Origin of the sequence: Pseudomonas quebecensis (genome assembly GCF_026410085.1) — a bacterium.
Taxonomy (GTDB): domain Bacteria; phylum Pseudomonadota; class Gammaproteobacteria; order Pseudomonadales; family Pseudomonadaceae; genus Aquipseudomonas; species Aquipseudomonas quebecensis.
In genome coordinates this window covers 2,129,159-2,145,531 of record NZ_CP112866.1, presented here as the reverse complement: position 1 = coordinate 2,145,531, position 16,373 = coordinate 2,129,159, and the positions used below count along the sequence as shown (strand labels likewise).

Annotated in this window: 12 protein-coding genes; 5 read left to right on the top strand and 7 right to left on the bottom strand. The window is 64.1% G+C overall.

Annotated elements, in window-relative coordinates:
• Nucleotides 1-37: 37 nt before the first annotated feature.
• Nucleotides 38-2,809 (top strand): ATP-binding protein, encoded by a 2,772-nt coding sequence (locus tag OSC50_RS10120; protein ID WP_266247855.1) that lies wholly within the window; start codon nt 38-40, stop codon nt 2,807-2,809.
• On the opposite strand, the gene OSC50_RS10115 is transcribed toward OSC50_RS10120, so the two are convergent.
• The gene (locus OSC50_RS10115; RefSeq protein ID WP_266247854.1) at nt 2,756-4,228 is read right to left on the bottom strand and encodes an ATP-binding protein; all 1,473 of its coding nucleotides are present in this window, start codon (nt 4,226-4,228) and stop codon (nt 2,756-2,758) included. The two genes, OSC50_RS10120 and OSC50_RS10115, sit on opposite strands and share 54 nt — an antisense overlap.
• A gap of 150 nt (nt 4,229-4,378) precedes the next feature.
• Nucleotides 4,379-5,329, bottom strand: a complete 951-nt coding sequence (locus tag OSC50_RS10110) for a GlxA family transcriptional regulator (RefSeq protein ID WP_253508080.1) — start codon at nt 5,327-5,329, stop codon at nt 4,379-4,381.
• 179 nt (nt 5,330-5,508) lie between these two features.
• On the opposite strand from OSC50_RS10110, the gene OSC50_RS10105 reads away from it, so the two are divergent.
• From OSC50_RS10105 to OSC50_RS10095, 3 genes are all read left to right on the top strand, one after another.
• On the top strand, nt 5,509-6,231 hold the full coding sequence (locus OSC50_RS10105) for a pirin family protein (RefSeq protein WP_266247853.1): 723 nt from the start codon (nt 5,509-5,511) through the stop codon (nt 6,229-6,231).
• Between the two features lie 145 nt (nt 6,232-6,376).
• Nucleotides 6,377-6,763 carry a hypothetical protein gene (locus OSC50_RS10100; protein ID WP_266247852.1) on the top strand — a complete coding sequence of 129 codons (387 nt, stop codon included), beginning with the start codon at nt 6,377-6,379 and terminating at the stop codon, nt 6,761-6,763.
• A gap of 176 nt (nt 6,764-6,939) precedes the next feature.
• Entirely contained in the window at nt 6,940-7,485 is a 546-nt protein-coding gene (locus OSC50_RS10095; RefSeq protein WP_181076848.1) for a thioesterase family protein, read from the top strand.
• A 931-nt stretch (nt 7,486-8,416) separates the two neighbouring features.
• On the opposite strand, the gene OSC50_RS10090 is transcribed toward OSC50_RS10095, so the two are convergent.
• The 5 genes from OSC50_RS10090 to OSC50_RS10070 all read right to left on the bottom strand — a co-directional run bounded on the left by OSC50_RS10090 (nt 8,417) and on the right by OSC50_RS10070 (nt 14,910).
• Nucleotides 8,417-9,187 carry an energy transducer TonB gene (locus OSC50_RS10090; RefSeq protein WP_181076846.1) on the bottom strand — a complete coding sequence of 257 codons (771 nt, stop codon included), beginning with the start codon at nt 9,185-9,187 and terminating at the stop codon, nt 8,417-8,419.
• Entirely contained in the window at nt 9,184-9,630 is a 447-nt protein-coding gene (tolR, locus tag OSC50_RS10085; RefSeq protein WP_181076844.1) for a protein TolR, read from the bottom strand. The genes OSC50_RS10090 and tolR overlap by 4 nt, the downstream gene beginning before the upstream one ends.
• A gap of 14 nt (nt 9,631-9,644) precedes the next feature.
• On the bottom strand, nt 9,645-10,337 hold the full coding sequence (gene tolQ, locus OSC50_RS10080; protein WP_253508086.1) for a protein TolQ: 693 nt from the start codon (nt 10,335-10,337) through the stop codon (nt 9,645-9,647).
• 63 nt (nt 10,338-10,400) lie between these two features.
• Nucleotides 10,401-12,266 (bottom strand): phytase, encoded by a 1,866-nt coding sequence (locus OSC50_RS10075; protein ID WP_266247851.1) that lies wholly within the window; start codon nt 12,264-12,266, stop codon nt 10,401-10,403.
• 130 nt (nt 12,267-12,396) lie between these two features.
• Nucleotides 12,397-14,910: a TonB-dependent receptor gene (locus tag OSC50_RS10070; RefSeq protein WP_266247850.1), complete on the bottom strand. Its 2,514-nt coding sequence runs from the start codon at nt 14,908-14,910 to the stop codon at nt 12,397-12,399.
• 547 nt (nt 14,911-15,457) lie between these two features.
• Here OSC50_RS10070 and OSC50_RS10065 point away from each other — a divergent pair.
• Nucleotides 15,458-16,372 (top strand): GGDEF domain-containing protein, encoded by a 915-nt coding sequence (locus OSC50_RS10065; protein WP_266247849.1) that lies wholly within the window; start codon nt 15,458-15,460, stop codon nt 16,370-16,372.
• The last annotated feature ends 1 nt before the right edge of the window (nt 16,373 follow it).

Genomic DNA, 16,373 nt, shown 5'->3' with positions numbered 1-16,373 from the left:
ATGCTGGCCGCCTACCGTTCCCAGAGCATGGCCACCCATGAGTGACCTTCGTGATCAGGCCGTGCAGTTCGGCCCCTACCGCGTCCACCCACGCCAACGCCTGGTGCTGGAGGCCGATCGCCCCCTGCGCCTGGGCCGGCGGGCGGTGGATATTCTGCTGATCCTGCTGGAGCAGGCCGGCAATGTGGTGAGCAAGCAGGAACTGATCGCGCGGGTCTGGCCTAAAAGCGTGGTGGAAGACGGCAACCTGCGGGTGCACATGGCGGCGCTGCGCAAGGCATTGGGCGATGGCCAGGCCGGGCAGCGTTATATCGTCACGGTGGCCCAGCGCGGCTACAGTTTTGTTGCGCCACTGAGCATTGAACCGATGAGCCTGCCCAGCGATGGTGTTCCCCAGCGTCCATGCCACAACCTGCCCCTGCGCCGCACTCGCATGATCGGGCGCCATGCGCTGATCGACAGCCTGGTGCAGCAGTTGCCCGCACAACGCTTTGTCACCCTGACCGGCGCCGGCGGCATCGGCAAGACCACCGTGGCGCTGCGCGTGGCGGAATTGCTGATCGGCCATTACCGCGACGGGATTCACCTGCTGGACCTGGCGCCCCTGAGCACACCGTCGCTGATTCTGCCCAACCTCGCCGCCCTGCTCGACCTCGCACCGGCCGCACACGGGCCGCTGGTGACCTTCGCGTGCAGCCTGCAGGAGCGTCAGCTGCTGTTGGTGATCGACAACTGCGAGCACCTGCTGGACGACATCGCGCTGATCAGCGAAACCCTGCTGCGCCACGCCCCTCACGTGCACATTCTGGCCACCAGCCGCGAAGCGCTGCGCGCCGAGGGTGAGTACGTGCAGCGCCTGGACCCGCTGGCCTGCCCACCCGCCAGCGTCAACCGCGCCCAGGCCCTTGGCTACCCGGCCCTGCAACTGCTGATCGAACGGGCCATGGCGCATCAGGAGCACTTTGAACTCAGCGAAACCGAGCTGCCCCTGGCGATCGATATCTGCCAACGCCTCGACGGTATTCCCCTGGCCATCGAGCTGGTGGCGGCGCAGATCGAGCGCTTCGGCCTGCCGGGACTGCTGACGCAACTGGACGACAATCCCGGCCTGCTCAACCGTGGCCGGGACAATGCCCTGCCCCGCCATCACACCCTGCGCGCCACGCTGGACTGGAGCTTCAACCTGCTGGGCGCCGACGAGCAGATCTGCCTGCGCCGTCTGGCGGTGTTTCGCGATGGCTTCAGTTTGGCCAGCGCCACAGCAGTCATCGCCGGCCAAGCGCTTTCGGCGGCGCAGGTGCCCGGCGCGATCACCCAACTGGTGGGCAAATCGCTGCTGAACGTCGAGCCCGGCGATGACGACATGGTCTATCGCCTGCTGGATATCACACGCGCCTACGCCCTGGAAAAACTCAGCCTCGCCCAGGAACTCGACGCGACCCGCGAGCGCCACGCCGAGCGCTGCCTGGCGCTGATGGAACAGGCGCAGGCCGATTGGTCATCGTTGGCCACGCAGCCGTGGATCGATCGCTACGCACCGCTGCGCGAGGATATCCGCGCCGCGCTCGACTGGGGCCTGGGCGAAAAAGGCGCGCACGCGCTGGCCATCCGCCTGACCGTCAGCACGATGCCGCTGTGGCAGGAGTTGTCACTGCTGCGCGAACACGGTTTGTACGTGGGCAAGGCCCTGGACCTGATGGCCAATACCGATGTGCCCTGCCCGCAGTTGGCCATGCAGCTGCAACTGGCCCTCGGCAGCCTGTCATACCATGCCGTGGGCGGCGCCTTTCAGAGCGGCGCGGCGTTCGACGATGCCAGGCGCCTGGCGGAGCAATGCCAGGACCTGAGCGGGCAGTTGCGTGCGATCTCCGGGCATTTGGCGGTGAATCTGTGTAGCGGTCGCTATGGCGAAGCGTTGGCGCAGAGCCAGCAGTTCGACCGCCTGGACCCGCGCACCGACCCCTTGCTGGGCGTGAGCAATCAACGCCTGCAAGTGCTGGCGCAGCACTACACGGGCAACCAGATTCTGGCCCGCCAGAATGCCGAGCAGGTGCTCCAGCGCATGGCCCACAGCGGCCACTTGAACCGGTTCGCCCACGGCATTGGTGTGCAATACGACCAGTGTGTCGCCTCGCTGACCGTGCTGGCGCGCATCCTGTGGCTGCAAGGCCATGCCGAACGCGCCTGGCGCACCGCCCGCCAGGCCTTGGAGCTGGCACAGCAAATCAACCACGGCACGTCGATCTGCTACACCCTGGCCCTGGCGGGCGTGGTAATTGCCCGCTATAACGGCGACCAGGCCGCGGCGCAGTCGCTGCAGGCGCTGCTGCTGGAGCAGTCGCACAAGCATGGCGTGCAGCTGTTCCAGACCTGGGCCGCGCATTACGCGGGGATCCTGACCGGCAACGACCTGCAGGGCCTGGGATTGATCGATGACATCCTGATCACCCTGGGCGCCAGCGACGTCGATGAGCACGGCGAGGCCCGCGCCCGCAGCGGTGCCGCAGGCTGGTGTGCGCCGGAGGTTCTGCGAGTGAGCGCCGAACAACGGCTGCGCCACGGCGACACGCTGGCCGCCGAAACCCTGCTGCAGGAGGCGATCGAGCTGGCGCGGCGCCAAGGTGCGCTGGCCTGGGAGCTGCGCAGCGTTGTGTCATTGGCGCGGGTATGGCAGGGCCAGGGCCGCGCGGATGCTGCACGGGACATGCTCAAGGCCGTGTATGAGCGTTTCAGCGAAGGTTTCGCCACGGCGGATCTAGTCGACGCTCGCCGCCTGCTCGACCAGCTGCAGGACAAACGGCCGGCCTGAGAACGTCCCCAGGTAATGCGTGTAGCCGTGCTGCAGGCGCTCCACCTGGCGCGGGTCGCGCAATTGCGCCAGGGCGTAGCTGCGCAGGCAGTTAAGCAGGCGATAGCGACGGGCGCCTGGGCCGGGCTGGACGCTGAGCAGCGAGACATTCACCAGGCGCGCCAGCACGTATGACAGGTCGGCATGTTCCAGTTCGGTGCCGGTGACCAGCGCGCTCAATGTCGGCAGGTCCACCGCCTGTTTGAACAGGCCCAATTGCAGGAACAACCAGCGTTCCGGCAGGCTCAGGCGCTCATAGGTCCAATCGAGTGCGGCCATGAGGGACCGGTGACGTTCCACTGCGGTGCGGCGCCCTCGGGTCAATACCTGCAGGCCTTTGCGCAGTTGCGCCTGCACACCACGCATGCCCAGGGCGTCCACCTGCGCCGCCGCCAATTCCAGCGCCAAAGGCAGGCCGTCAAGGCGCCATACGATATCGCGCAACGGCGCCAGATCCTGGGGGCGCAACACAAAGCCTTGCTGACCGGCGCGTGCGCGCGCCACGAACAACTGCACCGCCGGGCAGACCAGCGCCTGTTCGACACTGCCCAGCGCGGCCGGCGCCGGCACCGCCAGGCGCGGCACCTGCTGCACCCATTCGCCGGGGAGGTGCAACGGTTCACGGCTGCTGATCAGGACGCTGACCCGTGGCGCGTACGCGCGTATTGCTCGCAGCCACTGGCGGCAAGCGCTCAGCAGCAGGTCGGCGCCATCGAGCACCAGCAGCAACTGACGCGACGCCAATTGACGCGCCAGCTCGTCGGGCGTGCCTGGGGGTTGCAGCTGCAACACCGCCGCCACTTGCTCGAACATCGCCCTCGGCGCCTTCACCGTGGCCAGGTCCACCCACCACACACCGTCGCGGTAGCGCGGCAGGACGCGTTCGGCCAGCGCCAGGGCCAAGGTGCTCTTGCCCACGCCGGCGTACCCGCTGAGGGTGATCAGGCGCTGCCCGGACAAGCGTCGGGCCAGCATGCCCAGCAGCTCGTCGCGCCCGATCACCGGGCTGAGTCGGGCGCCGAGGTTGTGCCGCGGCGCCGCAGCCAGCAGCGGCGCACCCTGTACCACGGCCGCAAAGCAGTAGCCGCGTTGAGGATCATTGAGGATGTAGCGCTGCCCATCGAAGGCACGGCGCAAGGCGGCGATGTGCACGCGCAGGTTGTTTTCTTCCACCACGCTGCACGGCCAGACGCGCTCGATCAAGGTCGCCTTATCGACGAATTGCCCTGGTGCCTCGAGCAGCACTGCAAGAATATCCAGCGCCCGCCCGCCCAGGGGCACGGGCCAACCCGCCTTGCTGACCAGGCGTTGCTGGCGGTGGAAGACATAAGCACCGAAGCGCAGCGTGCCATCAGCGTCCATCGACTGAAGGTTGTTCATGTCTCGTCATCGCGCTGGAACACCCGGTCTTGGGCGTTCGCGCATCCTTTTCCGTGGGCCTGGCGCTATCTTGCCAGCTGGCCATGACGGGACAATGCTGGCACAGGGAGCGATACGGACAATCCGGTGCGCCAGACGGACACGCTGTCGTTAACTGAACTGTTGTCGGTATTGGGTCGGGGTCAGGCCGAGTTTTTCACTGAAGAGAAAGCGCATATGCCGCACGCTGCCGAACCCGGCGTGGAACGCCACGGTCTTGAGCGGCAGCTCGGTGGTTTCCAGCAGATGCCGGGCGCGGTCGATGCGCGCGCCCTGCAGAAAAGCCATGGGCGTCATCTGCACGTCCTTGGCGAACAGCCGTGCAAAGTGGCGTGCGCTCATACCGGCCAGCGCGGCCATGGATTCGATGGTGAAAGACTGTTCCAGGTGCGCCAGGACATGGTTCTGCACGCGGGTGATTGGGGTTTCCTGAGGCGCCACGGCTGAGGTCATGGGGCTGAACTGGGCCTGGCCGCCCTGGCGCTTCATCACCACCAGCAGCACCTTGGCTACTTCCACCGCGACCTGTTTGCCATGGTCCTGGGCGACCACCGACAGCGCCAGGTCGATCCCCGCCGTGACCCCGCCGGAGGTGATCAGGCGACCATCCTGCAAGTAGATGCGATCGGTCTCGACGATGGCCTCGGGAAAGGCCTTGATCAATCGCTCGGTGTAGTGCCAGTGGGTGGTCACGCGATGGCCGTCCAACAGCCCGGCGTACCCCAGCACAAAGGCACCCGTGCAGATCGAGCCGTAGCGTCGCGCCCGTGGCACCGCCGCCCTGAGCCACGGCAGCAACGCCGGATGGCACTCGTTGTAGGCCCCCGGCCCACCGGGCACCAGCAGCAGGTCGTAGGCATCTTCGGCCTGCTCCAGCAACAGGTCGGCCTGCACCATCACGCCATTGGAGGCGCGCAACGGGCCGGGCTCTGTGCCCAGAGTAAGGATCCGATAATGCTGCGCGGGCGGCAGGTAGCGGTTGGCAATGGAAAACACTTCAAGCGGACCGGCCATGTCGAGCAGAAGGAAGTCCGGGAACAGCGCCATGGCCACGGTTTTCATACAGCGAAAGCTCCAGAGAAGGAAATGCGGCGGGCATTATGGCACGCCGGCAACTGTCAACCACAAGTGGACAGTTATTCAGTTTTGATCTTCTTAATGAATTCTACGACAACCAGTAACCTTCTTCTCAACGCCAGCGCCCTGCATGTCGCAGCCCGCGCTTACTTGAGGACAAGACCATGCTGACCCTTCGCAAAGCTTCCGAACGCGGCGCCGCCAATCACGGTTGGTTGAAGTCGTTCCATACCTTCTCGTTCGCCAACTACTGGAACCCCGCCGAGCAGGGCTTTTCCGACCTGCTGGTAATCAACGATGACCGCGTCGCCGCCGGCAAAGGCTTCGGCCAGCACCCGCACCGCGACATGGAGATTTTCTCCTACGTGCTGGAAGGTGCTCTGGAACACAAGGACACCCTGGGCACCGGTTCAGTGATCCGCCCCGGCGATGTGCAACTGATGAGTGCCGGCCGCGGCGTGGCCCACAGCGAGTTCAACCATAGCCAGACCCGTGGCGTGCACTTCCTGCAAATCTGGATCGTGCCCTCGGTGGCCGGCGCCGAGCCGCGCTATCAGCAGGAGCACTTCAGCGAAGCGCAGAAACGTGGGCGTCTGCAGTTGATCATCTCGCCGGACGGCGCCGACGGTTCCTTGAGCGTGCGCCAGGACGCGCGGGTGTATGCCGGGCTGTTCAACGGCGATGAAACCGCCACCCTCGACCTGCCGCCAGACCGCCATGCGTACATTCATGTCGCCCGGGGCAGCGTGCAAATCAATGGCCAACGCTTGCAGGAAGGCGACGGTGCCCGCGTGCGGGATGAACGTCAGATTCGCCTCAGCCAGGGCGAGGACGCCGAGGTGCTGGTGTTCGACCTGCGCCCGCATGACTTACCGCAGATGCCATGACCGACCGTGGGGTGACCCGGACAACGGGCCATCGCTGGCGTCGATAGTCACCATCAGCCCAATGAAGTTCTCTTCAAAAATGCAAGGCGTAACATTCAACCCATACCCGGCAACACCCCAATTTAATGACTCGGAGCACACACTCATGAAACGCCAACTCCTGCTTAGCCTCGCTTTCTCGGTACTCGCTACCAGCGCTTTTGCTCACCCCGTCGTGGCCGAAGGCGGCGCGGATCGTCTGATCGAAACACGTGTTGCCGAAGGTGGCGCGGACCGTCTGCAGGAACGTGGCCTGGCTGAAGGCGGTGCGGATCGTCTGCAGGAGCGCGGCCTGGCTGAAGGCGGTGCGGATCGTCTGCAGGAACGCGGCCTGGCTGAAGGCGGTGCGGATCGTCTGCAGGAACGCGGCCTGGCTGAAGGCGGTGCGGATCGTCTGCAGGAACGCGGCCTGGCTGAAGGCGGTGCGGATCGTCTGCAGGAACGCGGCCTGGCTGAAGGCGGTGCGGATCGTCTGCTGGACAACCATGCTTGACCCCTCGCTGTTTGCGAGGTACCCCAAACCGGCCTGATCAGCCGGTTTTTTTTCGCGTGTAATAGCGCCGATTCACCCAATCGCACGGTTTGCCTGAAATCAGTCATTTGCAGACCTACCCCAGCCCTCGCCCCCTCATTAAAGTGCCACCCTTTGATCAAGACTCGGATGGGCTGATGAATCTGTGGTTTCGCTTGCTGTATCTGCTGTGCCGTCGTCCCTGGCGCAAACCTGCCCATGGCCTGGCCACTACGGTGGTGCGTATGCGCGTATGGCCCCTGGACCTGGACATCAACCGGCATGTCACTAATGGCCGCTACTTTTCCCTGGCGGACGTGGCGCGCATGGATTTCGTGCTGCGCACCGGGGCGTTTCGCGTCGCACTGCGGCACAAAGCGCTGCCGATCGTGGGTGATACCTGGGGTAAATTCCGCCGTGAATTAAAGCTGTTCGAAGCCTTCGAAGTGCACACCCGCATGCTCGGCTGGGACGCTAAGTGGAGCCTGATGGAACATCGTTTCGTCAGTCGCGGCCGCGTGGTTGGAGTGGTGGTCATGCGCGGGTTGTTCCGCTCGGCCAAGGGCACCTTGCCGCCAAGCGAGTTTGTCCGGGAACTGGGACTGGACGAAGCTTCGCCGCCCATGCCGCAGTGGCTGCAGGACTGGGCACGCAGCTGCGATGAAATGAGTGTGCAACTTCGCACTGAAGAGCAGATCCCCTAGGCATTTTTTCGTGACACAAACCCGGTGGAAGGCGCTCGGTCAATCGATACCTGCGCTGCTGACCCACCGCTATCGGGGGCAAGCCCCCTCCCACCTTGGATTACCGCTGGCCTCTGGATGGCTGTAATACCTGGCGACCGAGCCGGAGACCACTGTGCTCAAGTGAACACCGTCAAAACTGTGGGAGGGGTGTAGAACCCTCCCACCTTGGATTACCGCTGGCCTCTGGATGGCTGTAATACCTGGCGACCGAGCCGGGGACCACTGTGCTCAAGTGAACATCGTCAAAAACTGTGGCAGGGGTGTACAACCCTCCCACCTTGGATTACCGCTGGCCTTTGGATGGCTGTAATACCTGGCGACCGAGCCGGGGACCACTGTGCTCAGGTGAACACCGTCAAAACTGTGGGAGGGGTGTACAACCCTCCCACCTTGGGTTACCGCTGGCCTTTGGATGGCTGTAATACCTGGCGACCGAGCCGGGGACCACTGTGCTCAGGTGAACACCGTCAAAACTGTGGGAGGGGTGTACAACACTCCCACCTTGGGTTACCGCTGGCCTCTGGATAGCTGTAATACCTGGCGACCGAGCCGGGGATCACTGTGCTCAGGTGAACACCGTCAAAAACTGTGGGAGGGGGCTTGCCCCCGATGGGGCCTGCTCAGTCGATACCTGTGTTGCTGACCCACCGCCATCGGGGGCAAGCCCCCTCCCACTCTGGTTACCGCTGGCCTTTGGATGGGTGTAACACCTGACGACCGAGCCGGGGACCACTGTGCTCAAGTCAACGCCGTCAAACCTGTGGGAGGGGGCTTGCCCCCGATGGGGCCTGCTCAGTCGATACCTGTGTTGCTGACCCACCGCTATCGGCCAAGCCCCATCCCACCTTGGGTTACCGCTGGTCTTAGGACTGGCGCAAGGCCCGGTCGGTCATTTGATGCGGTAGTGAAAGGTATTGCGCACCGCCGGCACGGCCACGGCCTTGCCATCAACGATCCTCGGCTGGTAGCGGAAGGTGTTGGCCGCCGCCAATGATGGGCGGATAAACAACGGGTGGCAGCCGTCCAGTACTTTGGGGTTTTCCACGCGGCCCTGGGGGTTGACGGTGTACTCCACCGAGCAGTCGCCCTCGATGTTTTTGTCCAGGGCCCGTTCGGGGTATTCCGGGGCTTCCTTGCTCAATGGCATGTATTGGCGGCTGTCGAACGCCGGAGCCGAAGCAGGTACGGCGGCGCGGGCTGTTTCGGCGGCCTGGCGTTGTTGGGCCTGGCGTTGCTGTTCCTGTTCACGCTCGCGCTGTTCGCTGGCCAAGCGCTGCTGTTGTTGCTGCTCTGCTTTCTTTTCTTCGACACGCTTGCGCGCCAGGGCGGCTTTTTCGAACTTTTGTGCTTGCACACGAGGATCGACTGCGGGTTTGACCGGCGTTGGCAGTACCACCGGTTCCGGCGCTGGCGGCGTTACCGCAACCGGTTCGGGGGCCGGTACTGGGACCGGCGCCGGGGGCAGCATCACCAGTTGGGTGTGCATCACGCTCGGGGCCTCCGGCGTGGGCGGTTGTGGCGCCCAGCCCAGCATCAACAGCGCCAGCACAATCACATGCAAGGCCACCGCCAGGCCGGCGGCCAGGCTGTTGCGCCAGAAGCCCGAAGGCGCCGCGGAGGCCATCGGCAAGGTGGGACTGTGCATGATCATCGCCGTCATTGCGGGGCCTCGGTCACCAGCCCCAGGTTACTGACACCGCCCTTCTGCAACACCGCCATGGCAGCCACCACACGGCCATAACCGGCATTGTCGTCGGCACGGATATACACCTGGGTGTCACTGCGCGCCGCCACCACCTGCGCGACCTTGGCGCCCATTTCTTCCAGGCTCACTGCGCTGTCGGTCTGGTGCCGGGTGTCCAGTTCCTCGCCGAGGTTCCAGTAGTAACCGCCGTCGGCCTGCACCGACAAGGTGAGGATTTGCTGGCGGGTGTCGGTGGCCAGCGCCTCGGCGGCAACCTTGGGCAGTTCGATCTTCACGCCCTGGGTCAGCATCGGCGCGGTGACCATAAAGATCACCAGCAGCACCAGCATCACGTCGATATACGGCACCACGTTCATTTCGGCCTTGGGCCCGTGCTTGCGTTGTGGCCTGACTAACATCGGAGTGCTCCTGCTCAGGCGGCCACGGCCAGGTTGATTGGCGTACCGCGCAAGGTGCGATGCAACCGCACTTGCAGCTCGTTGCCAAAGGCGTAATAGCGGGTGAGCAAGGTCTGGCTGCGCGCCGAAAAACGGTTATAGGCAATCACCGCCGGAATCGCCGCAAACAGGCCGATGGCCGTGGCGATCAACGCCTCGGCAATCCCCGGTGCCACCGTGGACAGCGTGGCCTGCTGCACCTGGGACAAGCCGAGGAACGAATTCATGATGCCCCACACGGTGCCGAACAAGCCGATATACGGGCTCACCGAGCCCACGGTGGCCAGGAACTGCAAGCCCTTTTCCAGTTCGATTTCCTGCGCGGTGATCGCCACCTGCAAGGCCCGCTCCACGCCTTCGAGCACTGCCGGATCATGACTGTGCAGGTGCTGGTATTCCTGGACCCCAGCGATGAAGATCGGCGCCACTCCACCCTCGCCCGCCTGCAGGGTGTCGCGGTAAAGCCCCGGCAAATCCGGTGCCGCGCGAAAGCGTTGCACAAACCCGTTCAACTGCCGCTCCAGACGCCGCAGCACCGTGCCGCGCTGAATAATCAGGTACCAGCTGCACAACGAGGCCAGCAGCAAAGTAATCATCACCGCCTTGACCAACAGGCTGGCGTCACTGATCAGGCCCCAGATCGTCATATGTTCCATCGTCGCGTGCATGGTGAATGTCCTCTATCGGTTTAACGTGCAGTGATTAAAAAGTCATGACTGGCTGATGACAGCTCAGGGCAGTTTCAACGTGCGGGTCACATCGGCCCAGGGCACAAACTTGAAGTTCTGGGTTTGCTCAGGCATGCGCTTGCGCCCGTCCTGCACCACCAGCATGCCCTGGCTCCACGGCCCGCCGAGGTTGACGGCAGTCGCTTCCAGGCCATCGGTTTCCGACGCGCCATCGATACCGGCAGCGGCATTCAGGCCGACCCGGAAGGCACCGCGACTGGCGAACGGCGGTTCGGCATCCAGCACCAGGTAGCTGTCATTGCCCTGGCTGGAGATCACCAGGTAGTCATGCTGCGCGCTCTGGTACAGCGCCAGGCCCTCGACGTCCGCCTGCAGGTGCGCGCCGACCTTGATCACACTGGTCAATGTCGCCGGTTGATCGGCGCGGGCATCCACGGCCCACACGCCTACGTCTTCCTCGCCGATAAACAAGCGCTGGCGCTGATCGTCGGCGACGCAGCCTTCAGGTTGGCTGTCGACCTTGAACTGGCGCACCAACTCGCCCCGCACTTGGCCGTCCGGGGCGCTGAGGCGGTATTGCAGGAAGGTGCCGTCCTTGCCGTTGGCAATCGCATAAAGCTCACCGCCGGCAGGCTGGAACAGGCACATGCCGTAGATCTCCTTGAGCGGCGTCGGCACCTCACCGGCCTCGCGCAACTCGCCGGTCTGCCGGTCGATGCTGAACAGGCTCAGGCTGTTGCGATCGCGATTACTCGCCACGGCCAGGTCAACCGTTTGCCGGCCGAGCTTGAAACGCGGGCGCACGTCGACATTGTTCAAACGCCCCACCGCCAGCTCCTGCAGCAACTTGCCGTCAAGATCGTAGGCCAGCAGGCCCTGTTTTTTGTTGGTGCCCAGAACGCGGCTCTGCCCTGGGTGTTCGGGGTGAACCCAGATCGCCGGGTCATCCGCCGCATCGCCCTGGCGCCCCACCGGTTCGCTCTGGCGCAGCGCGGCGACCTCCGGCAGTACCGGCGCGACCGGCACGGGTTTGGCCTGCCAGTCGAGGGTGCCTTGGTACAGCTGGCCGTTGTCGTCATCACGTGCCAGCAATTGCCGACCGTTGATTGCCAGTTGCTCAGGCTCCTTGAGGCCGGGCAGGCGCAGGCTCGGTTGCTCCACCCAGCGCGTGCCGGTGTGCTGGAACAGATGCAGTTGCGCGGTTTTCGGGTCCAGCGCAACCATCCCCCCCGGCACGAGCGCCATGGCCCCGGCTTCACGCTTGGGATCATCGAACAGCGCCACCGGCGTGCGTTTGACCGCTGCCTCGGGATGCGCCGAGTAGGCCCACCACCCGACGTTTTCTTCGTTCACCACCAGTTGCTGCGTGGCGTCGTCCACCTGGCAGAACTGCGCCGATGGCGGCAGCGGCACCCCACGCACACGGCGGGCTTCAGCAAGCAGTGTCGAGCCGTTGCCTACCAGCCACTGCTCGCCCTTGCCCTCCTCCCCGACCAGGAACACAAACAGGTTGGCTGCCGCGTCGCGATACAGGCAAAGACCGTTCACAGGGAAGTCGCGAGGCGGCAGGTACAGCGGCTGGCTCCAAGTTTTGGCGGCGGTATCGAGGTTGACCAGCAGTGCCTGCTGGCGGTCGTTGTCGAGGCTGGCGACCACTGCCTGGGTGCCGATGGCACGTGTATCGAGGCTGCTGAAGTGACCGTTGAAACGCGCCAGTTCGGCGCCCTGGCTGTCGAGCATCTGCAGACCGTCACGCGGGCTGGCGGTGAGGCGCGTCTGACCATTGGGCAGGAAGGCCACGGCTTCGGCCTTAAGGCTGGGTGCCCAGGGGGTCAGGGCCAGGTCGGCGGCAGAGACATGGCCGCTGGTGGCCAGGGCGATCAGCAGGTACAGCTTGGAAATTCTCATGAACGAACAAATCCTTCGACAAAAATGCAGAACGCTGTGGGCTTGGGGGCTGCAGTGGGTCAGCTACTGATGCGTCAATTGCCAGGCCCTCATCGGGGGCAAGCCCCCTCCCACATTGGAATTGAGTGAGTTAGAAATGCGTGAAGGTCAGGCCCACTTTGTAGGTGGGGCCGTACTCTTCGTACTGGCCGTTGTAGCCGCGGTGGCCGGTGTAGACGAAGTACGACTCATCGGTCAGGTTCTGGGCCTCGAAGCTGACTTGCAGGTTCTTGCTGAGGGAATAGCGCGCGCTGAAATCGACGAAGGTCTGCGCGTCGACATGCAGGTCGTGGGCCTTGTCGTTGATCGACGCCAGCTCATACAGGTAGGCCGATTTATAGTTGGCCGACAGGCGCAGGCTGAGCTTGTCGTCTTCCCAACCAAGCATCAGGTTGCCGACGGTGTCCGACTGGCTGGGCAGGCTGATGTTGCGTTTGCGATTAGTGCCGCTGGCAGCGTCGAAACCTTCGATGTCCGCGCTGGAGCGGCTGAACGTGCTGTTGGCGCCCACCAGCAGGCCGTTCCACGGCGCGGGCAGCCAGTCGAATTTCTGCGAGTAGGCCAGCTCCAGGCCATACAGCTTGGCGCTGTCGCCATTGGCGTAGGTGTGGGCCTCGGCGAAGTTGGCCCAGGCCCCGCTGCCGGCCAGGTCGGTGTTGTAGACGAAGTTCTGGATGTCCTTGTAGAACACGAACGCCGAGACGGTGCCGGCACGCCCCATGAAATGCTCGATGCCCAGGTCCAGGTTGCTCGACTCCAGGGGTTTGAGGTCCGGGTTGCCGAAGGTGGCTTCGTCATCGTCGATCACAAACCCCGGCGCCAGTTGGCCGAAAGTCGCGCGCACCACGGATTTGGTCCAGGCCGCGCGCACTTGGGTGTTCTTGTCGATCTGATAGCGCGCGTGCAGGCCCGGCAGCCAGTGATGGTAGCGGCGCCGGGTGTCGGTGGCGGTGAATTGCCCGTCGGTGGCGCCGGTGCCCTTGGCTTCGAACTCGGTGCCTTCGTAGCGCAGGCCGGCGATAAAGCGCCAGTCGTCGATATCGATCGTGTTCATCAGGTAGCCGGCGTTGATGTCTTCATGCAGGGTGAAGTCGTTGACCCGTGATTCGGTCTCGTCGTAGAAGTCCGCGCGGTTGAGGCCGCCGATCAACTGCTTGATGCCGCTGGCGCTGATGCCAGGGCCGTAGTTGCCCAGGCGATAGTCGACGTTGCCCTTCTGGAACTGCGTCAGGTTGAGCTGCTGGTCGGTAAAGCCCAGGCTGTCGAAATCCTTGTAGACCCAGGCTTGCAGGTCGTTGTCCTTGTTGCGCCGGCTGACCTTGCCGCCGAATTTGACCTGGGACGCGTAGCCGCTCAGGTCGTAGTCGCGGGCCAGGTCCAGGCGCAGGTTTTTCTCGGTGTCTTTGGTGTTCTGTTTTTCCCAGTCGACTTTGTCGAGGGTGAAGTTGGCCGGGTCGTAGAACGCGCTGCCGATGATCGGGCGCGGTTTGTCTTTGTCGTAGAAACCGCTGTCGGCGAAGTCGCCGCCGTCGAAGGTGGCGCCGGCAATGTGCGCCGGGCTGTCTTCGCTGGACTGGCTGTAGCCGGCCTGGCCGCTGAGGGTCCACAGGCCGAGCATGCGTTCGCCGCCGAACACGTAGGACTGGATCTCCTGGGTCTCTTCGCGGTTCTTGAGCTTGCGTTTGCCCTCGGCATCGCCCAACTGGCCCGGCGCCTGTGGGTCGGCAAATTCCAGGCTGGTGGAGTTGCGGGTTTCGGTGTCCGTATAGCGGCTGTAGAGGGTGCGCAGGTAGTAGCTGCTCAGGTCATCGGGCTTGTAGTCGAAGTTAAGGCCACCGCCGGCGCGTTCGCGGCTGATGTCGTAGTCGCGCTGCTCGAACTCGTTGAGCCGCGCACCGTCGGTGAAGTCCCAGGCGCCACCGGTCTCGACGTTGTCCGAGCCGAAATCACGCTTCTGCCAGCTCAGCGCCGCGGCCACGCCGAAGTTGTCGATGCCATCGCCGAGGCTGAAGCGGTTACTGGCGGCCCCGGAGAATTTGGGGCTGGTCTGACGGGTGTTCTTGTCGTAGCTGGCTTCGCTGCTGCCGGTGTAGAACAGGCCCTTGTGATCGAAGGCCGACAGGCTTTGTACGTCGACGGTGCCGCCCAGGGAATTGGCGTCCATGTCCGGGGTGAGGGTCTTGATTACCGACAGCGACTGCACCAGCTCCGATGGCAACACGTCCAGGGCCACGGCGCGGCGGGCGCTTTCCGGGGATGGCACCAACGTGCCGTTGATGGTCACGCTGTTGAGGTCCGGGCCCAGGCCGCGCACGCTGACGAAGCGCCCTTCGCCCTGGTCGCGCTCTACACTGACGCCAGGCAGACGCTGCGCCGCTTCGGCGACGTTCTCGTCCGGCAACTGGGCCACGCCGTCGGCGTGCACCACGCTCTTGATGCTGTCGGCGCTACGCTGCTCCTTGAGCGCCTGGCTGATGGCGGCGGCCTGGCCGACCACGTCGACATGCTCGGTGGCGGCCGCGTCAGCCGCATAGAGCCGCTCGCTGGCTATCGCCAGGGCCAAGGCAGTAAGCGTGAAGCTGACGAGCCCGGTGCGCTTGTACATGCAATCCTCCCCAAGAATCCGTTCGGCGCCAGGCAAAAGGCCCGGCAACTGGGAGGGCACGCTAGGGGTGGGGGATGACGGTTCTGTGACAGCGATCGGCGTAAAGCCCTGTAAACCGCGGCTTTCAGCCATGAACTGAGATGAAATGAGCTGATATGACCTGCAAATCTCCGCTGTGGGAGGGGGCTTGCCCCCGATGGCTGTCTAGCAGCCGACAGATATGCCAGCTGCCCCACCGCCATCAGGGGAATTGGTATCTACATAGCATGAGAAAATGAGTTTGTTGTGGTGAGCAGGCTTGCCCTGCGCTGGGCTGCGAAGCGGCCCCATTCCACGCGATGTGGTTTTAGCTGATACACCGAGGCGCCTGGATTTGGGGCCGCTTCGCAGCCCAGCGCAGGGCAAGCCTGCTCACCACAACAAGCCCGCTTTTTGTGGCGCAGCGTGTTTGTGGTGAGCTGATTCGACCTTTCCCCGTTGTCATCCAACCGTCACATCCATCTGCTGTGCTGGCGCCCTTCGCTTCTTTGCCCAAGGACTCGCGGCCATGTTCTCCGTGCTCAAACCCCACCGCTGGAAACTCGCCCTGCTGCTGCTTGCCGCCAACCTGGGGCTGATGCTGCACCTGGCCTGTGGCGAGCTCAAAAGCGTCAGCGAATGGGAATGGCTGGATATCGTCGGCGAAGGCGGCTCGGCCCTGCTGGCGCTGGTTTGGCTGGGCCTGGTGCTGAAAAGCCGCCCCGCCGGACGGGTCACCAATTACCTGGTACTGGGCCTGTCGTGCATCTTCTTTTCCTGGTGGATCGACAGTCTGGACGAATTTATCCGCTTGCCCGACAGCGTCACCTGGGACCATTGGCTGGAGTCCGGGCCGATGCCGGTCGGCATGATCCTGCTGACCCTCGGCATCTACCACTGGCACCGCGAGCAACTGGCGATCAGCGCACAAATGGAGAAACGCGAGCGGGTGTTCCGCGAACATCGGCTGTTCGACAAGCTCACGCCCCTGGGCGGTGCCGACTACCTCAAGCGTCAGTTGGCCGAGAGCCTGCAGGACAGCCGCGAGCAGGTCCAACCGCTGTCGCTGCTGGCCCTGGACCTGGATAACTTCGCGGCCATCAACCAGGCCTATGGGCATGCCGAAGGCGATGCGGTGTTGCAGGCCCTCAGCCAGTTGCTGTTGCTCAACCTGCGTCGCCAGGACCTGCTGTGCCGACTGGCCGGCGACCGCTTTGTGGTGCTGCTGCCCAATACCGGCGAGCGCCAGGCCAAGGACATTGCCCTGGAATTGCAGCAAGCGGTGCGTGGCCTGGCCCACAAGACCCGCCAACAGGGCGAGCGCCTGCAGCTGGCGGCCTCCACGGCGGTGGTGATGGCCCTGGACGAGCCGCCCCACGACCTGCTCAAACGCCTTAACCTGGCCTTGGCCAAGGCCAAGCAACCCCTGGCGAAAAGTGCCTGAC